This window comes from Nostoc sp. UIC 10890 (assembly GCF_054786515.1).
The window spans coordinates 5,269,497-5,286,594 of the sequence record NZ_JBSGKF010000001.1; the positions used below are offsets into that span (position 1 = coordinate 5,269,497).

18 protein-coding genes and 1 pseudogene are annotated in these 17,098 nt (G+C 43.0%); 15 read left to right on the forward strand and 4 right to left on the reverse strand.

All coding sequences use genetic code 11. From position 1 onward, the window contains the following. Positions 1 to 10: 10 nt before the first annotated feature. The 6 genes from rplQ (at position 11) to prfA (ending at position 3,859) form a co-directional block, all read left to right on the forward strand. A complete protein-coding gene (gene rplQ, locus ACWATR_RS21840; protein ID WP_094349105.1) occupies positions 11 to 361 on the forward strand; it encodes a 50S ribosomal protein L17 in 351 nt (116 codons plus the stop codon). 102 nt (positions 362 to 463) lie between these two features. Next, positions 464 to 1,312, forward strand: a complete 849-nt coding sequence (gene truA / locus ACWATR_RS21845; protein WP_460336925.1) for a tRNA pseudouridine(38-40) synthase TruA — start codon at positions 464 to 466, stop codon at positions 1,310 to 1,312. A gap of 116 nt (positions 1,313 to 1,428) precedes the next feature. Beyond that, a complete protein-coding gene (rplM, locus tag ACWATR_RS21850) occupies positions 1,429 to 1,890 on the forward strand; it encodes a 50S ribosomal protein L13 (protein ID WP_334819036.1) in 462 nt (153 codons plus the stop codon). Continuing rightward, positions 1,890 to 2,306, forward strand: coding sequence for a 30S ribosomal protein S9 (gene rpsI, locus ACWATR_RS21855; protein ID WP_190935522.1), 417 nt, complete (start codon positions 1,890 to 1,892; stop codon positions 2,304 to 2,306). The genes rplM and rpsI overlap by 1 nt, the downstream gene beginning before the upstream one ends. Positions 2,307 to 2,415: 109 nt before the next feature. Beyond that, positions 2,416 to 2,658 (forward strand): 50S ribosomal protein L31, encoded by a 243-nt coding sequence (gene rpmE / locus ACWATR_RS21860; protein WP_251955662.1) that lies wholly within the window; start codon positions 2,416 to 2,418, stop codon positions 2,656 to 2,658. 103 nt (positions 2,659 to 2,761) lie between these two features. Further along, the gene (gene prfA / locus ACWATR_RS21865) at positions 2,762 to 3,859 is read left to right on the forward strand and encodes a peptide chain release factor 1 (RefSeq protein WP_163927947.1); all 1,098 of its coding nucleotides are present in this window, start codon (positions 2,762 to 2,764) and stop codon (positions 3,857 to 3,859) included. A 93-nt stretch (positions 3,860 to 3,952) separates the two neighbouring features. On the opposite strand, the gene ACWATR_RS21870 is transcribed toward prfA, so the two are convergent. Continuing rightward, positions 3,953 to 4,399, reverse strand: coding sequence for a hypothetical protein (locus ACWATR_RS21870; protein WP_460336931.1), 447 nt, complete (start codon positions 4,397 to 4,399; stop codon positions 3,953 to 3,955). Positions 4,400 to 4,639: 240 nt separating this feature from the next. On the opposite strand from ACWATR_RS21870, the gene ACWATR_RS21875 reads away from it, so the two are divergent. The 9 genes and pseudogenes from ACWATR_RS21875 to ACWATR_RS21915 all read left to right on the forward strand — a co-directional run bounded on the left by ACWATR_RS21875 (position 4,640) and on the right by ACWATR_RS21915 (position 12,654). Beyond that, a complete protein-coding gene (locus ACWATR_RS21875; RefSeq protein WP_094328443.1) occupies positions 4,640 to 5,002 on the forward strand; it encodes a helix-turn-helix domain-containing protein in 363 nt (120 codons plus the stop codon). Positions 5,003 to 5,219: 217 nt separating this feature from the next. Then, on the forward strand, positions 5,220 to 5,678 hold the full coding sequence (locus ACWATR_RS21880) for a DUF29 domain-containing protein (protein ID WP_460336935.1): 459 nt from the start codon (positions 5,220 to 5,222) through the stop codon (positions 5,676 to 5,678). Positions 5,679 to 5,794: 116 nt separating this feature from the next. Further along, positions 5,795 to 6,259 carry a hypothetical protein gene (locus tag ACWATR_RS21885; RefSeq protein ID WP_460336938.1) on the forward strand — a complete coding sequence of 155 codons (465 nt, stop codon included), beginning with the start codon at positions 5,795 to 5,797 and terminating at the stop codon, positions 6,257 to 6,259. Positions 6,260 to 6,515: 256 nt separating this feature from the next. Then, entirely contained in the window at positions 6,516 to 7,013 is a 498-nt protein-coding gene (locus tag ACWATR_RS21890) for a hypothetical protein (protein ID WP_460336941.1), read from the forward strand. 247 nt (positions 7,014 to 7,260) lie between these two features. After that, a pseudogene (locus ACWATR_RS21895) lies at positions 7,261 to 7,803 on the forward strand (Rpn family recombination-promoting nuclease/putative transposase); the annotation flags it as partial. 155 nt (positions 7,804 to 7,958) lie between these two features. Then, on the forward strand, positions 7,959 to 9,644 hold the full coding sequence (locus ACWATR_RS21900) for an ABC-F family ATP-binding cassette domain-containing protein (RefSeq protein ID WP_460336944.1): 1,686 nt from the start codon (positions 7,959 to 7,961) through the stop codon (positions 9,642 to 9,644). Positions 9,645 to 9,867: 223 nt separating this feature from the next. Continuing rightward, complete coding sequence (gene gpmI / locus ACWATR_RS21905) at positions 9,868 to 11,466, forward strand: 2,3-bisphosphoglycerate-independent phosphoglycerate mutase (RefSeq protein ID WP_460336947.1); 1,599 nt, start codon at positions 9,868 to 9,870, stop codon at positions 11,464 to 11,466. A 143-nt stretch (positions 11,467 to 11,609) separates the two neighbouring features. Continuing rightward, a complete protein-coding gene (gene secG / locus ACWATR_RS21910) occupies positions 11,610 to 11,843 on the forward strand; it encodes a preprotein translocase subunit SecG (RefSeq protein WP_012410686.1) in 234 nt (77 codons plus the stop codon). A 10-nt stretch (positions 11,844 to 11,853) separates the two neighbouring features. Beyond that, positions 11,854 to 12,654, forward strand: coding sequence for a peptidase (locus tag ACWATR_RS21915; protein ID WP_460336951.1), 801 nt, complete (start codon positions 11,854 to 11,856; stop codon positions 12,652 to 12,654). Between the two features lie 226 nt (positions 12,655 to 12,880). Here the strand turns inward: ACWATR_RS21915 and ACWATR_RS21920 are convergent, their stop codons facing one another. From ACWATR_RS21920 to recO, 3 genes are all read right to left on the reverse strand, one after another. Beyond that, a complete protein-coding gene (locus tag ACWATR_RS21920; protein ID WP_460336954.1) occupies positions 12,881 to 14,029 on the reverse strand; it encodes a glycosyltransferase family 4 protein in 1,149 nt (382 codons plus the stop codon). A gap of 353 nt (positions 14,030 to 14,382) precedes the next feature. Then, positions 14,383 to 16,056, reverse strand: coding sequence for an MFS transporter (locus tag ACWATR_RS21925; protein ID WP_460340595.1), 1,674 nt, complete (start codon positions 16,054 to 16,056; stop codon positions 14,383 to 14,385). After that, on the reverse strand, positions 16,043 to 16,993 hold the full coding sequence (gene recO / locus ACWATR_RS21930) for a DNA repair protein RecO (protein WP_460336958.1): 951 nt from the start codon (positions 16,991 to 16,993) through the stop codon (positions 16,043 to 16,045). The genes ACWATR_RS21925 and recO overlap by 14 nt, the downstream gene beginning before the upstream one ends. Positions 16,994 to 17,098 lie beyond the last annotated feature (105 nt).

A 17,098-nucleotide genomic window follows, 5' to 3' on the forward strand; every position in this document is an offset into this window, starting at 1 on the left:
GTGCATAATTATGCGTCACCGTTGTCGCGTCAAAAAACTCAGTAAACCAGCTGATCAACGCCGTGCTTTACTGCGATCGCTCGCCACCGAGCTGATCCGTCATGGTAAGATCACCACCACTTTAATTAGAGCGAAAGTTCTCCGAAGTGAAGTGGAAAAAATGATTACCCTAGCCAAAAATGGCTCCTTATCAGCACGTCGGGAAGCCCTTGGCTATATCTTCGACAAACAACTGGTTCACGCTCTATTTGAGCAAGCTCCTACTCGATATGGCGATCGCCAGGGCGGTTATACCCGCATCCTGCGTACCGTACCGCGTCGGGGTGATAATGCAAAAATGGCAATAATTGAATTGGTTTAAGTCATTGGTCATTGGTCATTAGTCATTAGTCATTGGTCATTAGTGAATAACAAAGGACAAGTGACAAAGGAGAAATGACAAAAGACAAAGGACAAAATCTGTATGTTAGAAAGCCACCAGCCTACACAAACTCATCGAGTAGCCTTGGTAATCCAATACCTGGGCACTCATTTTCATGGCTGGCAACGGCAAAAACAACACCGAACAGTCCAAGAAGAGATCGAAATTGCGATCGCGACTATTCTTGGTTACCATGTGACACTACATGGGGCTGGGCGAACCGATTCTGGAGTTCACGCTGCTGCTCAAGTAGCCCATTTTGAAGCAACAGGTTTTATTCCGCCTCACAAGTGGGCAACAATCCTCAACAGCTACCTGCCGCCAGATATATTAATCAGGGCTTCAGCTAGTGTCGATAACCGTTGGCACGCTCGCTTTAGTGCAGCCTATCGACGGTATCGCTACACAATATATACTGAAGATCAGCTTAACTTGTTTGTAAGACCCTTCAGTTGGCATTATTATTATGCACCCCTGGATGAATCTTTAATCCAAGCTGCCTTGAAACCTCTCTTGGGAAAACATCACCTAGCTGCTTTTCACCGTGCAGGCTCAAAGCGATCGCATTCCTGGGTAGAGGTGCAAGCAGCAGAGTGTCGTCGCAGTGGGCCATTTATCCATATTGAAATACAGGCAGATGGATTTTTGTATGGCATGGTACGGCTGTTGGTAGGGATGCTAGTACAAGTAGGTTCTGGACAACGAACACTTTCTAGCTTCACCGAACTCTGGAAAGAACAACGTCGGGAAGAAGTGAAATACGCTGCACCGCCTCAAGGCTTGTGCTTGTTGCGAGTCGGCTATCCCGATTTTCCCTTTCCAAAAGAGATTTGGTACGACACCTTGCCAAAGTTCGTCACTAGTCAAGAGTCATTAGTCATTGGTCAGTAGAGACGCGATTAATCGCGTCTGTACAATGGTCATTAGTGAATAACAAAGGACAACTGACAAATGACAAAAGACAAATGACTAATGACAAATTAAAAATGACAAAGGACAAATGACAAATGACAACGAGTAAAACATACCTTCCTTCTCAAGCGTCTCTTGAGCGTGAGTGGTACATAGTAGATGCCACCGATAAGCGCCTAGGTCGCCTCGCCAGCGAAATTGCTCAGATCCTGAGAGGCAAAAAGAAACCCGAATATACACCCCACCTAGATACAGGTGACTTCGTAATCGTCATCAATGCCGAGAAAGTAGCAGTCACAGGCAAAAAGCGCACTCAAAAGCTTTACCGTCGCCATTCTGGTCGTCCCGGTGGAATGAAAACCGAAACTTTCGCTAAACTGCAACAGCGCATACCAGAGCGGATTTTAGAACAAGCTGTTAAAGGTATGCTACCTAAAAATAGCCTGGGTAAGCAGTTGTTCACCAAGCTGAAAGTCTACGCTGGACCCACGCATCCCCACGATGCCCAAAAACCTAAAGAACTACAAATTAGTACAATTCCTGGAGAAGAAAATTAATGGTAGTAGCAGATGCTAATAGCGGTCGCGCCGTATACTGGGGTACTGGCCGTCGTAAGAACGCAGTAGCAAGGGTACGCTTGGTTCCAGGCACTGGTCAACTGATTGTGAACGGTAAAGATGGAAACTTGTATTTCCAATTCAACCCCAACTACCTGGGAGTGATCAAAGCACCCCTGGAAACTCTGGGACTAGAAAACGAATATGACATTTTGGTAAAAGCAGAAGGCGGCGGCTTGACCGGACAGGCTGATTCTGTTCGCTTAGGAGTTGCTCGTGCTTTATGCCAACTAGATCCAGACAACCGCCCACCTTTGAAAACCGAAGGTTACTTGACTCGCGATCCGAGAGCAAAAGAGCGGAAGAAATATGGTTTACATAAAGCCCGGAAAGCACCTCAGTACTCTAAGCGTTAGGGAATTGGGCATGGGGCATTGGGCATGGGGCATCTCCCCACTCCCCACTCCCTAGCTTCAATTGAACGCTAAAAGTTATAATTCATATAGATTCATCACAAAAAGAACAATGGCTAAAGCTGATATTCACCCCCAGTGGTATCCAGATGCTAAAGTTTACTGCAACGGTCAAGTTGTTATGACCATTGGCTCTACAAAGCCAGAATTGCACGTAGATGTTTGGTCTGGAAATCACCCCTTTTACACTGGCACTCAGAAGATTATTGACACTGAGGGTCGAGTAGAGCGCTTCCTCCGTAAGTACGGTATGAGCAGCACTCAAACATCTGGCGACGAACAAGACAAAAAGTAGCGAGTTGGCTCTGCTGTTAACGACGGCCCTGCATCAGCTGGGTCGATTTTCATTTATATGCTCGAGCCAATTTGTTATTTTTTAAGGAGCGATCGCAATCGTCATGGCTGAATCATACTTACTGGACAAACTAAAATCCGTTGAACAAACTTTTAATGAATTAACACGTCGTCTTGGCGACCCCGATACCGCTAGCAATCCTGATGAGTATCAAGAAATTGCTAAGTCTCGTTCTTCTTTGGAAGAGGTGGTTAATACTTATGAGATTTGGAAAACAGCCCAAGAAGACTTAATCGGAGCGCGTCAGGTTTACAAAGAATCTGCAAGTGACCCAGAGTTGCAAGAAATGGCATCACTGGAAGTAAAAGAACTTGAAGAAAAAATAGAACATTTAGAGTCTCGCTTGAAAGTCTTACTGCTACCACGCGACCCCAATGATGAAAAGAATATCATGTTGGAAATTCGCGCTGGTACTGGTGGCGATGAAGCAAGTATTTGGGCTGGCGATTTGATGCAGATGTACACCCGCTATGCCCAAACTCAAGGTTGGAAAGTTTCTCTAGTGAGCGAATCTCGCGGAGAAATGGGTGGCTGGAAAGAGGTCATTCTAGAAATCAAAGGTAATGACGTTTACAGCCAGCTAAAGTTTGAAGCTGGAGTGCATCGTGTGCAGCGCGTGCCGGCAACCGAATCTGGGGGACGGGTTCATACTTCCACAGCTACGGTAGCGATTATGCCAGAGGTCGATGATGTGGAAATTCACATTGACCCGAAAGATATTGAAATGACTACAGCCCGTTCTGGTGGTGCTGGCGGACAAAACGTCAACAAGGTGGAAACAGCCGTTGACTTGATGCACAAACCAACGGGAATACGCATTTTCTGTACAGAAGAACGCAGCCAGTTGCAAAACAAAGAACGGGCGATGCAAATTCTGCGGGCGAAGTTGTATGACATCAAGTTAAGCGAACAACAAGCAGCTGTTACTTCCATGCGGCGATCGCAGGTTGGTACAGGATCGCGATCAGAAAAAATTCGCACCTATAATTATAAAGATAACCGCGCTACCGATCATCGGTTAGGTCAGAATTATTCCCTTACCCCTGTTTTGGATGGTGATTTAGAGACACTTATCCAATCTTGTATATCTCTAGACCAACAGGAACGTCTGGCGGAGTTAGCGACTTCTGCCGCTAACTAATACCAATTGAATTCAATTAATGATTGCAACACATCTTTGGTTGGATAAAGACGCGATGAATCGCGTCTCTACAAATGGTAATAATTTTTGCTGTTAAATATCCTGTAAAACCACTTGTTGTAATGTTGCTTTTAACACAGACAAGTGGTTTTCTAATATTGCGTGGAGTGTATCTTCTATTTCACTGGGATAATGGTAATAGGCAAATTCGTACTTCATAACGTAATTTAACTTTGCCCATTCCTTCAAGGTTTTACAGGTATAAATTAGCTTTTCCACTTCTTCTTGCCAACGTGCAAAAATCCGGTAGCTAAAAAAACTGCTGCATATATTGCCTTTTGTATCCCAGTAGGAAATACACACTTGATGCTTCAGAAGGTGGATTTTTTTGATTTGCTTAACATCGTAGCCTTTAACTTTTAAAGCTTCTTTGGTTTCTGCGTCAGAAATGTTCCACCGTTCTGGTTTAATTTTATTAGTGGCTATAAGGTTTTTACCTTTGCGGCGATATTGGTTAATTTTGCGTGGCTTGCGAAACATGATGCACCTTCGATATTATTTCTTCGCAGCAAAGTCTAGCTACTAGCACAACTGCCGTAGCAAACTAAGTTTTTTGGGTTGGTTAAAGATAGATGGGTTCGTCTACTAGCTTGATGTCTGTAGTTGCTGATTTACAACCAGAGATATAGTTTAATACTAAAACACAAGGCTGTCAATATAAAAGTAAACTTGTAATATTGAAAGTAGACTTGTAAATAAAGTTGGCTAGCTATATAAGCAGTGAAGATCGAAAGCAAACAAAAACTGATTGAAATCATTAAACTAGCTCGCGGTTCAATGAGTCAGCGAGCATTTGGTAAGCTTTTGGGGGTATCTGCTACTGCTGTTCAGATGTGGGAAAAAGGTGTGAAGGTTCCAGATACAGAAAATTTGGCTCGAATCGCATCGAAAGCAGGCTACACAATGGAAGAGTTAATCAGCTGCATAGATGGCAAGCCAATTCCAGAAACCTCAGATTTGAGTCTGATTCTTAGACAAATCCAGCATATGCCTTTGGCCCAAGTGGCTCAAATTGTGCAAGCTGCGGCGGAGAGATTGGCGGCTGTGGCTGAAGCATCCGGGGATGAGGCGAAGGCAAGTTGAATATTTGTTCAGGATTGAATTTAAATCATTAAAATATAACGTTTCTTGTTTGTATGCAATACACTCTGACCTCTCTCCAAACCTCTCTCCTTTTAGGAGAGAGGCTTTGAATTTTACTCCCCTTCCCTTGTAGGGAAGGGGCTGGGGGTTAGGTCTGTATTGGACTCAACTCAGAAGCGCTATAGCTCGTCGTCTCTTGCTGTCAAGATTCAACCCTATGGACAAACCTTTTTTGTATGACCAAGACTTCTATGGCTGGACACAGCAGCAGGCTAAAGCGTTAGAGCAGAGGCTAGTTATGGAACTAGACTGGGAACACCTGCAAGAAGAAATTCAAGCTTTGGGGAGACAGGAGTATCGAGAACTTGTGAGCCGTCTGAGTGTATTACTTGGTCATCTCTTAAAGTGGGAGTATCAACCCGAACAACGTTGTCGCAGTTGGTTTTTAACAATTCGAGAACAGCGCCGCGCCATTCATAGGCATCTGCGGCAGAACCCTAGCTTAAAGTCTCGAATTGAAGAAGCCTTGTTAGATGGTTTTGAAGCGGGAGTCGATTTGGCGCTACGAGAAACTAACTTACCATTACGAACTTTTCCAAAGGATTGCCCGTATTTATTTGATGATGCGATCGCAGACAATTTTCTGTGCGATACTCGTCAAGACTGGGAAGGATAATTACTACCATTTTTATGACGCTCATTTGTTATTTGGAGATACCTTAAGTAGAACGAGGTCAAAAAAATTATATACTTATAAGTTTTACTTCAAGTTAGTTAGATATAGTTACATCTATGAAAGAAGTAATAGAAAATGTAAAACAAACTATAGCGCAAAAACAAATACTTTGGGCTTATCCAATTGCACTTAAATTACAAAAATATCACTATAGTTTGGCAATTCAATGGGCAATAGAATGCATACAAATATATTCATCCGAGATTGAATCGGACAAACTCTCCCAGCTTAATAAATATATTCAGCAAGCTTTGTCAGAGCCAAATTTTTTAACTCCTTTACAGTGTAATGAAATTAGTCGAGAAATATGGTATTTGCCTGAAAGGGAAGAAATTCAAACTGCAATAGCTCGACTATGGGGTTCTATCGCAGCTTTTAAAGATGGAGAAGATTGTGGTGGAGTAATAGAAACCACTATGGCAGTCGAATTAGTATTACCTGATATATCCGATCGTCGTCTATTAGATCGATACCTAGAAGCTGCTGTAATAATTTTTGAAGAATACGAATCACAAAACTAGGCGTGTGAGTAGTAAAATCGCATTGATTCACCTGGCGATCGCTAATTTTGGCTGAGTTAAAGGTTTTGATAGAAATACATAACGGCTGCACAAACTAAGTCCGTCTGCGTGGACTCCAGCAAGTTGAAACCCACGGAGGTGGGTTTTGTCTGTATAGCTGCGATTTCTAATCGCCAGGTTTAGGATATTTTTACTGGCAGTTAAACAATAAATGGTTTTAAAATGGTGCAATCTTAAAATATTTAGGGGTGCACCTATGTCGCTACGCAATGAGCCATTAGATTGGCAACTTGAAACGAACAATCCTTATATACCAGTTTATCATCAAGGGAATTTGGTGGGATTTTTTAAACCAGAATATGCCAATGAAATTATTAAAATTTTAAATGAAGAAGAAGTTTTAAAGAAAGCGCTGAAAATGGCTTGTACTGATTTAATTAAAAAAATCGGCGGCGATACCAGAAAAGTCAATTATTTAATGGAAAAATATGTAAAAACTAGTGAACGTCCCAAGTATGGAACTAGAGCGATCGCAGTTTTACTTCAAGATAGGCAAAAAGAGCTTGACTTGAGTAACCAGGAGTTTGCTAAATTTTGCGATACCTTCAAATTATCTCCTACGGAACTGAATAATATTTATGCCGGAGAAGGATTTGATGATAGTTTATTACCGCCCCTTTCACGTATATTAGGTATAGCAAAAGAGCAATTGCTGAAAGTGCGAGATGGTTCTGAAGAATCAAGTAACACATGAACAGCAGATCAAAATTTCAAATGATAAAAAGTTGTGAAAACAGACATCATCATTTTTAATTCATAATTCGTAATTCGTAGTTTGTAGTTAAGAGTCAATTAATTATAAATTATTAATTAATCCATTGAGAGTACGAAGGAAATCAATTTATTGATAAAAAAAATAAATTTGATTCTTTCTTCAAGCTACTGCATTTCTGTGTGGGGTAATAATTACGAATTACGAATTAAAAATTACGAATTATTTTGACTGGGGTGCTGTGGTTTTATACCCAAACAGGAATGTAGATACAGGCAATATCAAACATTACCGCGAGTTTTTCACAAGTGGGCGCGTCAGGCGCATTTATTTGGATGAATTAGGTGAAGGTGCATTGCTTCCACTTGGCATTGCAACTGCTAAATTAGTAATTGCAACCGACGATATAGCGATCGCACAAGCAAGGCAGTTGATAGACAGAACCAAGTCAGAGATAATCTCACCATCAAAACAGCAACAATTATTACAATTTATAGAGACTATTTTGGCTTACAAATTTCCTGCAATGAGTAGGGAGGAGATGGAAGAAATGTTTGGCTTAAGTGAGTTAAAGCAAACCAGATTTTATCAGGAAGCCTTTCAGGAAGGTGTTGAACAAGGTATTGAACAAGGTGAGGTTAGAGGTGAGATTAAAGGGAAGCTCAAAGCAGTACCAGCAATGTTGGCAGCAGGGTTGACTGTAGAACAAGTAGCAGAGGCGTTAGATTTAAGTGTCGAAGAAGTTAGACAAGTAACACAAAGCCACCCTTAAGATAGATGTGGTAAATTTTATCCGTAGCTCAAGCCAAATTTGCTTTGCGCCTCCCCGATTTTCTCACGACGAATTTATAGTTAATTTTTGTTAATATTAGAGGCGGTGTTAGTACTTCGTCCTCAACCACCCACTCCCTACCTGAGAGAAACTTAATGCTGCGACTAGAACATATAAGTAAAATTTATCCCACAGGCGAAGTTCTCAAAGATATCAACTGGGAAGTTAAACCAGGCGATCGCATTGGCTTAGTCGGTGTCAACGGTGCTGGAAAATCTACCCAACTCAAAATCATCTCTGGGGAAATGGAACCCACCGCCGGCGAAATCATTCGCCCCAATAGCTTACATATAGCCTACCTAAACCAAGAGTTTGAAGTAGACCCCACCCGCACCGTTAGAGAAGAATTTTGGACTGTCTTCAAAGAAGCCAACGAAGTACAGTTATCTCTGGCACACATTCCACAAGAGATGGAAACTGCTACCCCAGAGGAACTGGATCGACTGATCGACAAGTTGGATCGCTTGCAACGTAAATTTGAAGCCTTGGATGGCTACAACTTAGATGCACGCATCGGGAAAATCTTACCAGAGATGGGGTTTGGGCTAGAAGATGGCGATCGCCTCGTCAGCGCTTTCAGTGGTGGTTGGCAAATGCGGATGAGTTTAGGTAAAATTTTGCTGCAAAAACCCGACTTGTTGCTGCTGGATGAACCGACTAACCACCTAGATTTAGAAACCATTGAGTGGTTGGAAAATTATCTCAGAGGGCTGATTACGCCAATGGTAATAGTCTCCCATGACCGGGAGTTCCTTGACCGCCTCTGCACCCAAATTGTGGAAACAGAACGTGGTGTTTCCAGTACTTACCTTGGTAACTACTCGGCATATTTGGAACAAAAAGCCGAAAGTCAATCAGCACAACTGAGTGCTTACGAACGCCAACAGAAAGAATTAGAGAAACAGCAAACCTTTGTTGATAGATTCCGCGCCAGTGCTACCCGCAGTACCCAGGCAAAAAGCCGGGAAAAGCAACTCGACAAAATTGAGCGTATTGAAGCACCCATTGCTGGGGTAAGAACTCTACATTTCCGTTTTCCCCCTGCACCCCGCAGTGGACGCGAGGTAGTAGAAATTAAAGATTTAACTCATCTTTACGGTGATAAAATCTTGTTTTTGGCAGCAAATCTGCTAATTGAAAGAGGCGATCGCATTGCTTTTCTTGGCCCCAATGGTGCTGGAAAATCTACCCTTTTGCGCGTCATTATGGGTATGGAACCACCTACAGAAGGTAGCGTTCAATTAGGGGATCATAACGTTATTCCCGGTTACTTTGAGCAAAATCAAGCTGAAGCTTTGGACTTGAAGAAAACTGTCATGGAAACTATCCATGATGAAGTTCCCGACTGGGATAATCAAGAAGTCCGCACGCTTTTGGGACGCTTCTTATTTACTGGTGATACTGTATTTAAGGCAGTTGGGGCATTAAGTGGAGGAGAAAAAGCTCGTTTGGCGTTGGCAAAAATGCTCTTACGTCCCGCGAACTTACTAATTTTAGATGAGCCGACAAACCATCTCGATATTCCAGCTAAAGAAATGCTGGAAGAAGCTCTCAAAAATTATGATGGTACGGCAATTGTAGTTTCCCACGATCGCTACTTTATTTCTCAAGTAGCTAACAAAATCGTCGAAATTCGTGATGGTGAATTCCGGGTTTACTTAGGAGACTATCATTACTATCTCCAGAAAATTGCCGAAGAAAAAGAACAGGCAAAGTTAGCTGCAATAGAAGCCCAAAAAGCTGCTAAAAAAGCTGCAAAAGCTTCTACGAAAAGGAAATGATGCACTGCATAGTGCCTTAGTAGTAGTGATAAAACGCTACTACTAAGTAATTACTTGTTATTAGAGATCAAGAACATTACAGAAAAATTGCTAAAGTTTAAAAAAATCTTTCAAAAAACTGCAAGTTCTTTCATAAAAGAAATTAATAAGCAAAAATTCACTTGCGGCGTGGATTAGCAGTGGTATCATTCGGGTATTACAAAAAGTAAAGGGCAATTTTACTATGACCAAAGCACCTGTTGCTCCTGTGGTGCTAGTCATTTTAGACGGATGGGGCTACTGCGACCAGAAGCGAGGAAACGCTATTGTTGCTGCTAAAACTCCCATCGTGGACAGTTTATGGACAGCCTACCCGCATACCCTCATCCACACATCAGGAAAAGCCGTAGGGTTGCCAGAGGGTCAAATGGGCAACTCGGAAGTTGGTCATTTGAACATTGGTGCTGGGCGAGTGGTACCGCAAGAACTGGTACGCATCTCCGATGCGGTCGAAGACGGTTCTATTGCCTTAAACCCAGCACTTGTCAAAATTTGCCAGGAAGTTCGTTCTCGGAATAGCAAGCTGCATCTAGTAGGCCTTTGTTCTGAGGGAGGGGTACATTCTCATATCACCCATCTATTCGGACTACTTGACTTAGCCAAAGACCAGCGAATTCCAGAAGTTTGTATTCACGCCATCACCGATGGTCGTGACACCGCCCCAACTGACGGTGTAAGAGCAATCACACTGCTGCAAGATTATATAGACCGTACAGGAATTGGGCGCATAGTCACCCTCTGCGGTCGCTACTACGCGATGGATCGCGATCACCGCTGGGATCGGGTCAAACGCGCCTACGACGTGATGACTCAAGATGCTGTGGGTGATAATCGCAACGCCGTAGAAATCTTGCAAGCATCTTACGCCGAAGGGGTAAAAGATGAATTTATCAACCCCATCCGAATTGCACCCGGCGCAATAGAACCAGGGGATGGGGTGATATTTTTCAACTTCCGCCCCGATCGCTCTAGACAACTGACTCAAGCTTTAGTCAGTCCAACGTTTAACGGTTTTGAAAGACAGCAAATCACACCGCTGTCCTTTGTCACGTTTACACAGTATGATTCAGATTTACCAGTGGCTGTAGCCTTTGAGGCTCAGAATCTCAGTAACATTCTGGGAGAAGTGATTGCCAATCATGGTCTGAATCAGTTCCGCACCGCCGAAACAGAAAAATACGCCCACGTCACCTATTTCTTTAATGGGGGACTAGAGGAACCTTTTGCTGGAGAAGATCGGGAACTAGTAAGCAGCCCGATGGTAGCGACTTACGATCACGCCCCAGCGATGTCAGCAGCAGCAGTTACAGATGTTGCGATCGCTGCGATTCAAAAGGGTACGTATTCTCTAGTTGTAATTAACTATGCCAACCCAGACATGGTAGGGCATACTGGTCAAATCGACGCTACTATTACAGCAATTGAAACAGTTGATCGCTGTTTGGGACGCTTGTTAGAGAGCGTTATCAAAGCCGGTGGTACAACAATTATTACTGCCGATCACGGCAACGCTGAGTATATGCTAGATGAAGGGGGTAATCCCTGGACAGCTCATACCACTAACCCAGTCCCCTTCATCTTGGTGGAAGGCGAGAAAGTCAAAATCCCTGGATATGGTACAAATGTCGAACTGCGAAGCGATGGCAAGCTATCCGACATCGCTCCCACGATTCTAGAGATTTTACAGCTGCCTCAGCCACCAGAAATGACCGGGCGATCGCTGCTGAAAACAGCAGAATATGAGCTGCAACGCACTCGCACCCCAGTGCAAGTAGGACTGTAAAATAGTGCTGAGTGCTGTTAGCGATAGCGAGGCGTTTAGCCCGTGCTGAGTGCTGAGTTAGGAGTTTTTAGTGAACTCCTAACTTTTGAATTGTGAATTCTGACTTCTGTTTTTTGAAACTTTTTATAAAAGAGATTCCTACCATGACAGCTACTAATATAGTGCAAGGCATTTGGGCATTTTCCGCCACTGGTTTGATTATCTTGGTTTTACTGCATAGCCCCAAAGGTGATGGCATTGGAGCGATTGGCGGGCAAGCCCAGCTATTTAGCAGCACCAAAAGTGCAGAAAACACTTTAAACCGAATTACTTGGGCTTTGACAGTAATTTTTCTTGGTTTAACAGTAGTTTTAAGTGCTGGTTGGCTGCCTAAATAAGGATAGGTAAATGGGGAAAAGAACCCAACACCCGATACTTAACACCCTCATAAATTTAATTTCACAACGGATAATGACAGTTCTTGCCTTATTTCTTGGCACAGGGCTGTTAATCCTTTTTACTAATATCCAATCGAGTGATGGGTTTACAATAATACCAAAATATGTATATTCAGACTTAATAATCTCTCTCCCCACCTCCCCATTATCTTCCCCAAAACCCCATCCCTTACCGCCCACACTCGCACAGTGGCAAGATAGCACTAGCAGTGGTGACTACTTCTCTCAAGTCACAACAACCCAAGTAGGCTATTTAGTCTGGTCGCAATTTCCCATTCGAGTTTACGTAGAACCACCAAGAGCCATCAGCGAAAAACAAGCTCAAGTATGGGTTAACGGTGTCTTACAGGGTGTACAGGAGTGGAGTACTTATTTACCTTTGATAGTAGTAGAACAGCCAGAAATTGCTGATATTACGATCGCGCGAAAAGCGCCACCTTTACAAATTTCCCCTGGTAGTAATATACCCCGTGCGCGATCGGCACAAACTACTTACGAGTTATACACCAGCAACAAAGTTTTATCCCACCGCTTCACCATCTTGCTAAGTCCTACTCAAACAGGTGAATATCTCATTGCAGCAACCCGCCATGAATTTGGTCATGCACTAGGAATTTGGGGTCATAGTCCGCTACACACTGATGCGCTATATTTTTCTCAAGTTCGTAACCCGTCGCCTATTTCTCCCAGAGACGTAAATACTCTAAAGCGGGTTTATGAACAGCCAACTACTTTAGGATGGTCTTTATAGCGATTCTCGTTTATACACAGTAGGGAACATTGCTCATGGGTTTCAAATTAAGCCCAAACCCCTTTAAAACCTCGTTTCCAGCCTCTGGCTGGAAATGCACATCATTGCAGCTCTGCCGCTATTTCTTGAGGCGAATGAAGAAAAGCTAAACTGCACCTGATGCATCTGGAGAACACTGATATGCATAAAAATGCGTAGGCGCAGGCATCGCACTTCATCCCTTTCCCTACGCTCTACGACTTAGCGGTAGAGGTCGTTGTGCTAAAACTTCTTTATAAAGTTCTTCCAGCAGAGTAATATTTTTACTAAGGGTATAGCGGTCTAATATACGCTGTCTGGCTTTTTGCCCCAGTAGGGTTGTTAACTCAGGATGATCTTGCAACACTGGCAAGAGGGTTCTTAATTGCGATCGCGCTGTTTTGGTACTAATAACTACACCTGCGCCCTTTTCCAATACTTCTCCATCAGCACCCACGTCTGTTGCTAAACAAGCCAACCCACATGACATTCCTTCTAACAGAGATAGGGATAAACCCTCTACCAATGAAGGCAAAACAAATACATCTGCGCCCCGCAAAATTTCGATGCGTCGGTCTTCATCAGCGACAAATCCTAACCAGATAATGCCGTACTCTGAACCATAAAACGGCTCTAAAGAAGATTTCAAAGGCCCGTCGCCAACAATTAGCAACTTACTACCAGGCGCCATTGCCGACTGCTTCCAAGCGCGGAGGAGGGCCTCGACATTTTTCTCTGGGGCTATGCGACCCTGATAGACAAATAAGCGTTCGGCTTTAAATTCTGCTTTGACTTGAGAAAATCCTGGAGAATACTTGGCGGTATCAACACCGTTGGGAATTACAGCAATATTTTCTTCCCGCACGCCCATCCGTGCCAATAATTCCCGCTGAATTTGGGAAAATACTATCACGCGATCGTAGTTAACTAAAAAAGGTGCATAGAGCTGATAAGCCAAAAGTTGTGTCCCCGATATCAATTTTGCCCCCTTCCCAGCAAACGGTGTGTGAAAAGTGGCAATTAGGGGCAATCTCAGTTCCTCACAGATTTCTGGTAGAACAAAATCTAGAGGAGATAACGTCAAGGAAGCATGGACTACATCTGGCTTGATTTCCCGCAGTGAATCGGTTAAAAGTTTGGTCGCTTTAAAAGTGGGAATTGTATAAACCTGTGACTTGTAAATGAAAGGCAGGGAAACCTCTCGAAGATTTGGCCAATTGTCAGGTTCAGACTCTTCCTGGGCGAAGTGAAGAAAGCTAACTTGATGTCCCCTATCTAGCAAGGCATTTGTAATTTCTCGACTGTAGGTGACATTGCCGCAAAAGGGTGATTTTTTTCCAATCCAGGCTATACGCATTCTTTATTTAGCTGTAAGAAAAGCGGGTTTAATCTATTACTTGTATGATTTTTGTGATTTTTCTTTTATCTAGCTATACTTGCTGGTTTTTATTTATTAAAAATTCCCACAATACTCTAGTTTAAAAAGCTATATTCTAAGCTGATTAAACCAATGGATTTATGGCTTTATTTATTCTACTTATAAGTTGTTAATCTCTGATATTTAAACAACTTATTCTGACTAATGTCAGATTCATATCCGGCAAGTATGTGATAAATTTTCACTGGACATAGTTTACCATGAACACAAAAGCTTTCAGTAAATTATTAATTACATCAAGGTAATGAATAATAACTCCTGTTAGCTGATAACTACTTGTGTGAGTTATACCAGGTTAATATACCTCCTGAAAAGACGATCGCAGCTAATCCCAAAAAAACTACCTGTAATCCCAGAAAGGTTTCTGCAACACCAGCTAATGCCAAAGGTAAGGAAAGGGCAATATTAATTACATTGTTCTGCAAGCCAAAAACTTTACCACGCATTTCTGGAGGTGTTTCTGTTTGGATTGCGGTTTGCATAGGAATTCCCACTAGTGCCCCAAATATGCCCAATAGCGCCACTAGTAACAAAACTAGCCATAGTTGGGTTGTAAATATTGATAGACCAATCAGGGATGCTGCCATGCCCATACAACCGTACAGACTTAGTTGGGTGTATGAGAAGCGTTGACCAAATTGACCGAGAATTGTTGCTCCAGCAGCGATGCCAACACCGCCAGCTGCTAGTAAAAAGCCAAACTGTGAGGCTTTCATATTGGGAATTATTTCTGCCATGCGAACAGCTAGAACTGTTAATGCTGCAAAGACAGAAAATAAGATAATCAGTTGAAGCAAAGCATTGCGGACGCGATGATTTGCTTTGAGATAAGCAAAACCGTCCCGCAAGTCAGAGAATACGTGAGGGAATTCTGTATCGGGGTGGTGGTGTTTTTCCTTAGTTGCCAGAAGGAACAAAATTAGTCCAGCGATCGCATAACTGCCACCTACTAAAAGTTCTTTGCCCAAACTACCACTACCACCAATTTGCAGCCAAAGTCCATCTGCGATCGCTAACAACGGTTCTCCAACGGCAAACCCAACAATCACCGATGCCATCATCGTAGTTGTGTAAAGCGAATTAGCCGAGAGTAAATGCTGATCTTCTACCACTAAAGGAATTGCCGCCTGTTCTGCCGGGGCAAAAAACTGTGTCAAAGTCGACACTAAAAAAGTCACACCCAAGATGATTACAAAACCCACAGGTAGCAGTCCTATGGGTTTCCAGTCATGAGTCAACCACAACAGGAAGGGAATTGACAAAACCAGGATGCCGCGCCAAATATTCGTTGCTACCAACACAGCTTTTTTTGACCAGCGATCGACAAACACGCCAGCAACGGAACCAAACAAAACGGCTGGAATAGTAAAAGACATCATCAAGACTGACACCCAGCCACTAATACTCTGATTGCTTGCTTGAAACTGAGTATTAATCAAGGCAATCATCAGCACCAAATAAACTTTATCTGCTAATTGAGAGAAAACTTGACCGCCCCAAAGAGCCAGAAAATTAGGGTTTTTTAATACAGGCAAAAATCCTTGCTGTTTTACATTCCCTGCAATAGCTTCTCCACCTGAACCAGATCCATCTAATTTCGGTGGTTCTTTTTCTGGGATAGTCGCTACTGGCAAATTCTGCCCGTTGCGTAGGTCTTGCCCGCCGCAGGCATCGCCGTTGCTATCTGCTTCAGCAGTGGTTAATTTGTTTTCAGATTGTGTTTCTGATTGACTTGGAACATCAGTTTTTGGGATCTCCGCTGTCCAACTTTGATCGTTTTTAGAAACGTCTTTTGGAGACATTTCTTGGCTATTTATTTGACTAAGTGTAGACTTGGGAATGGCACTCAAGTGATTCCTGACTGTAGGATCTGATACCCTATTCTGTTTTTTGACGAGGCTTGGTGACAAAGGTAGGATTTTTTTATCCAAATCAGACGGTTGCATCATGGTTGGCAGCAAAATAAGAGTCGATCAAGGTAGCAGAGCGAATAGGGCGACCTAATTGGTACTGAGCATACTGGCGCAAAATCTGCTCAACAGATAACCAGTTATGATCTCTAGCACCATCAATTTGCATTATCTCTGGTTGTGACAGATGTTGAAGCAAAGCCAGTTCCATAGCACCTAGACGGCAAGAAATCACAGGTATTTCTTGCCGATGCATAACAACTGTTTGGGCATTGGGCATTGAGAATGGGGCATTGGAAATTGGAAATTGGTTGTTAATCTCCTCCTGCTCCCCTGCTCCCCTGCTCCTATGCTCCTCTCTTCCCCTCTCCTTCTGTCCCTCTCTTCGCAAACGTTCCCTAGCTTCTAAGGAAACCGTTCCACCCGCAGGGATACTAAATCCTACCTGCCAGTTTGGGTCTGTAAAATCTGGCTTAATGGGGCGCCCAGATATGCAACAGATTTGCACTTGCGGCGTCAGTCCTGCTAAGGCTAAAAGGTGAAACACACCATGAGCTAAATGAGCCAAAACACCAGATTGATTTACACTAGACACCGCCTCTAACCGATGAAGATGTTCAGTGAACAACTCATAAAGTTCTTCTTGGGGTTGTTCGCTCAAAGCTTCACACAGAACTATTTCTGCTAAATATTGACTGGCTGCTAATTTTCCCAAATCTTTAGCTAAACCAGGATAAGTTTTTAACGTCTGTGCTTGAGTAATTTTATCAAGCGATCGCCCTTTCGCAATCAATAGTTCATTCACAACGAACATCCCACTCCTACCGCCCAGGCTGGAGTTGTGCTTACGTGATCCTGGAGCCACTGCTCGAATCAGACCGAATTCACGTGTCAAAATCGTGACTATTTTATCCGATTCTCCCAATGCCTGGGTTTTAAGATTAATACCAGTTGCTTTGTAGGTTCTACTCATTAGTCATTAGTCATTAGTCACTAATCATTAGTAGTTATTAGTCATTAGTCATTGGTCAAGGGTCATTAGCTTAGGACAAATGACAAATGACAAAGGACAAAGGAC

Coding starts and splice junctions, on each gene's coding strand:
- rplQ (WP_094349105.1), top strand. CDS start 11: ATGCGTCACCGTTGTCGCGTCAAAAAACTCAGTAAACCAGCTGATCAA.
- truA (WP_460336925.1), top strand. CDS start 464: ATGTTAGAAAGCCACCAGCCTACACAAACTCATCGAGTAGCCTTGGTA.
- rplM (WP_334819036.1), top strand. CDS start 1,429: ATGACAACGAGTAAAACATACCTTCCTTCTCAAGCGTCTCTTGAGCGT.
- rpsI (WP_190935522.1), top strand. CDS start 1,890: ATGGTAGTAGCAGATGCTAATAGCGGTCGCGCCGTATACTGGGGTACT.
- rpmE (WP_251955662.1), top strand. CDS start 2,416: ATGGCTAAAGCTGATATTCACCCCCAGTGGTATCCAGATGCTAAAGTT.
- prfA (WP_163927947.1), top strand. CDS start 2,762: ATGGCTGAATCATACTTACTGGACAAACTAAAATCCGTTGAACAAACT.
- ACWATR_RS21870 (WP_460336931.1), bottom strand. CDS start 4,399: ATGTTTCGCAAGCCACGCAAAATTAACCAATATCGCCGCAAAGGTAAA.
- ACWATR_RS21880 (WP_460336935.1), top strand. CDS start 5,220: ATGGACAAACCTTTTTTGTATGACCAAGACTTCTATGGCTGGACACAG.
- ACWATR_RS21885 (WP_460336938.1), top strand. CDS start 5,795: ATGAAAGAAGTAATAGAAAATGTAAAACAAACTATAGCGCAAAAACAA.
- ACWATR_RS21890 (WP_460336941.1), top strand. CDS start 6,516: ATGTCGCTACGCAATGAGCCATTAGATTGGCAACTTGAAACGAACAAT.
- ACWATR_RS21900 (WP_460336944.1), top strand. CDS start 7,959: ATGCTGCGACTAGAACATATAAGTAAAATTTATCCCACAGGCGAAGTT.
- gpmI (WP_460336947.1), top strand. CDS start 9,868: ATGACCAAAGCACCTGTTGCTCCTGTGGTGCTAGTCATTTTAGACGGA.
- secG (WP_012410686.1), top strand. CDS start 11,610: ATGACAGCTACTAATATAGTGCAAGGCATTTGGGCATTTTCCGCCACT.
- ACWATR_RS21915 (WP_460336951.1), top strand. CDS start 11,854: ATGGGGAAAAGAACCCAACACCCGATACTTAACACCCTCATAAATTTA.
- ACWATR_RS21920 (WP_460336954.1), bottom strand. CDS start 14,029: ATGCGTATAGCCTGGATTGGAAAAAAATCACCCTTTTGCGGCAATGTC.
- ACWATR_RS21925 (WP_460340595.1), bottom strand. CDS start 16,056: ATGCAACCGTCTGATTTGGATAAAAAAATCCTACCTTTGTCACCAAGC.
- recO (WP_460336958.1), bottom strand. CDS start 16,993: ATGAGTAGAACCTACAAAGCAACTGGTATTAATCTTAAAACCCAGGCA.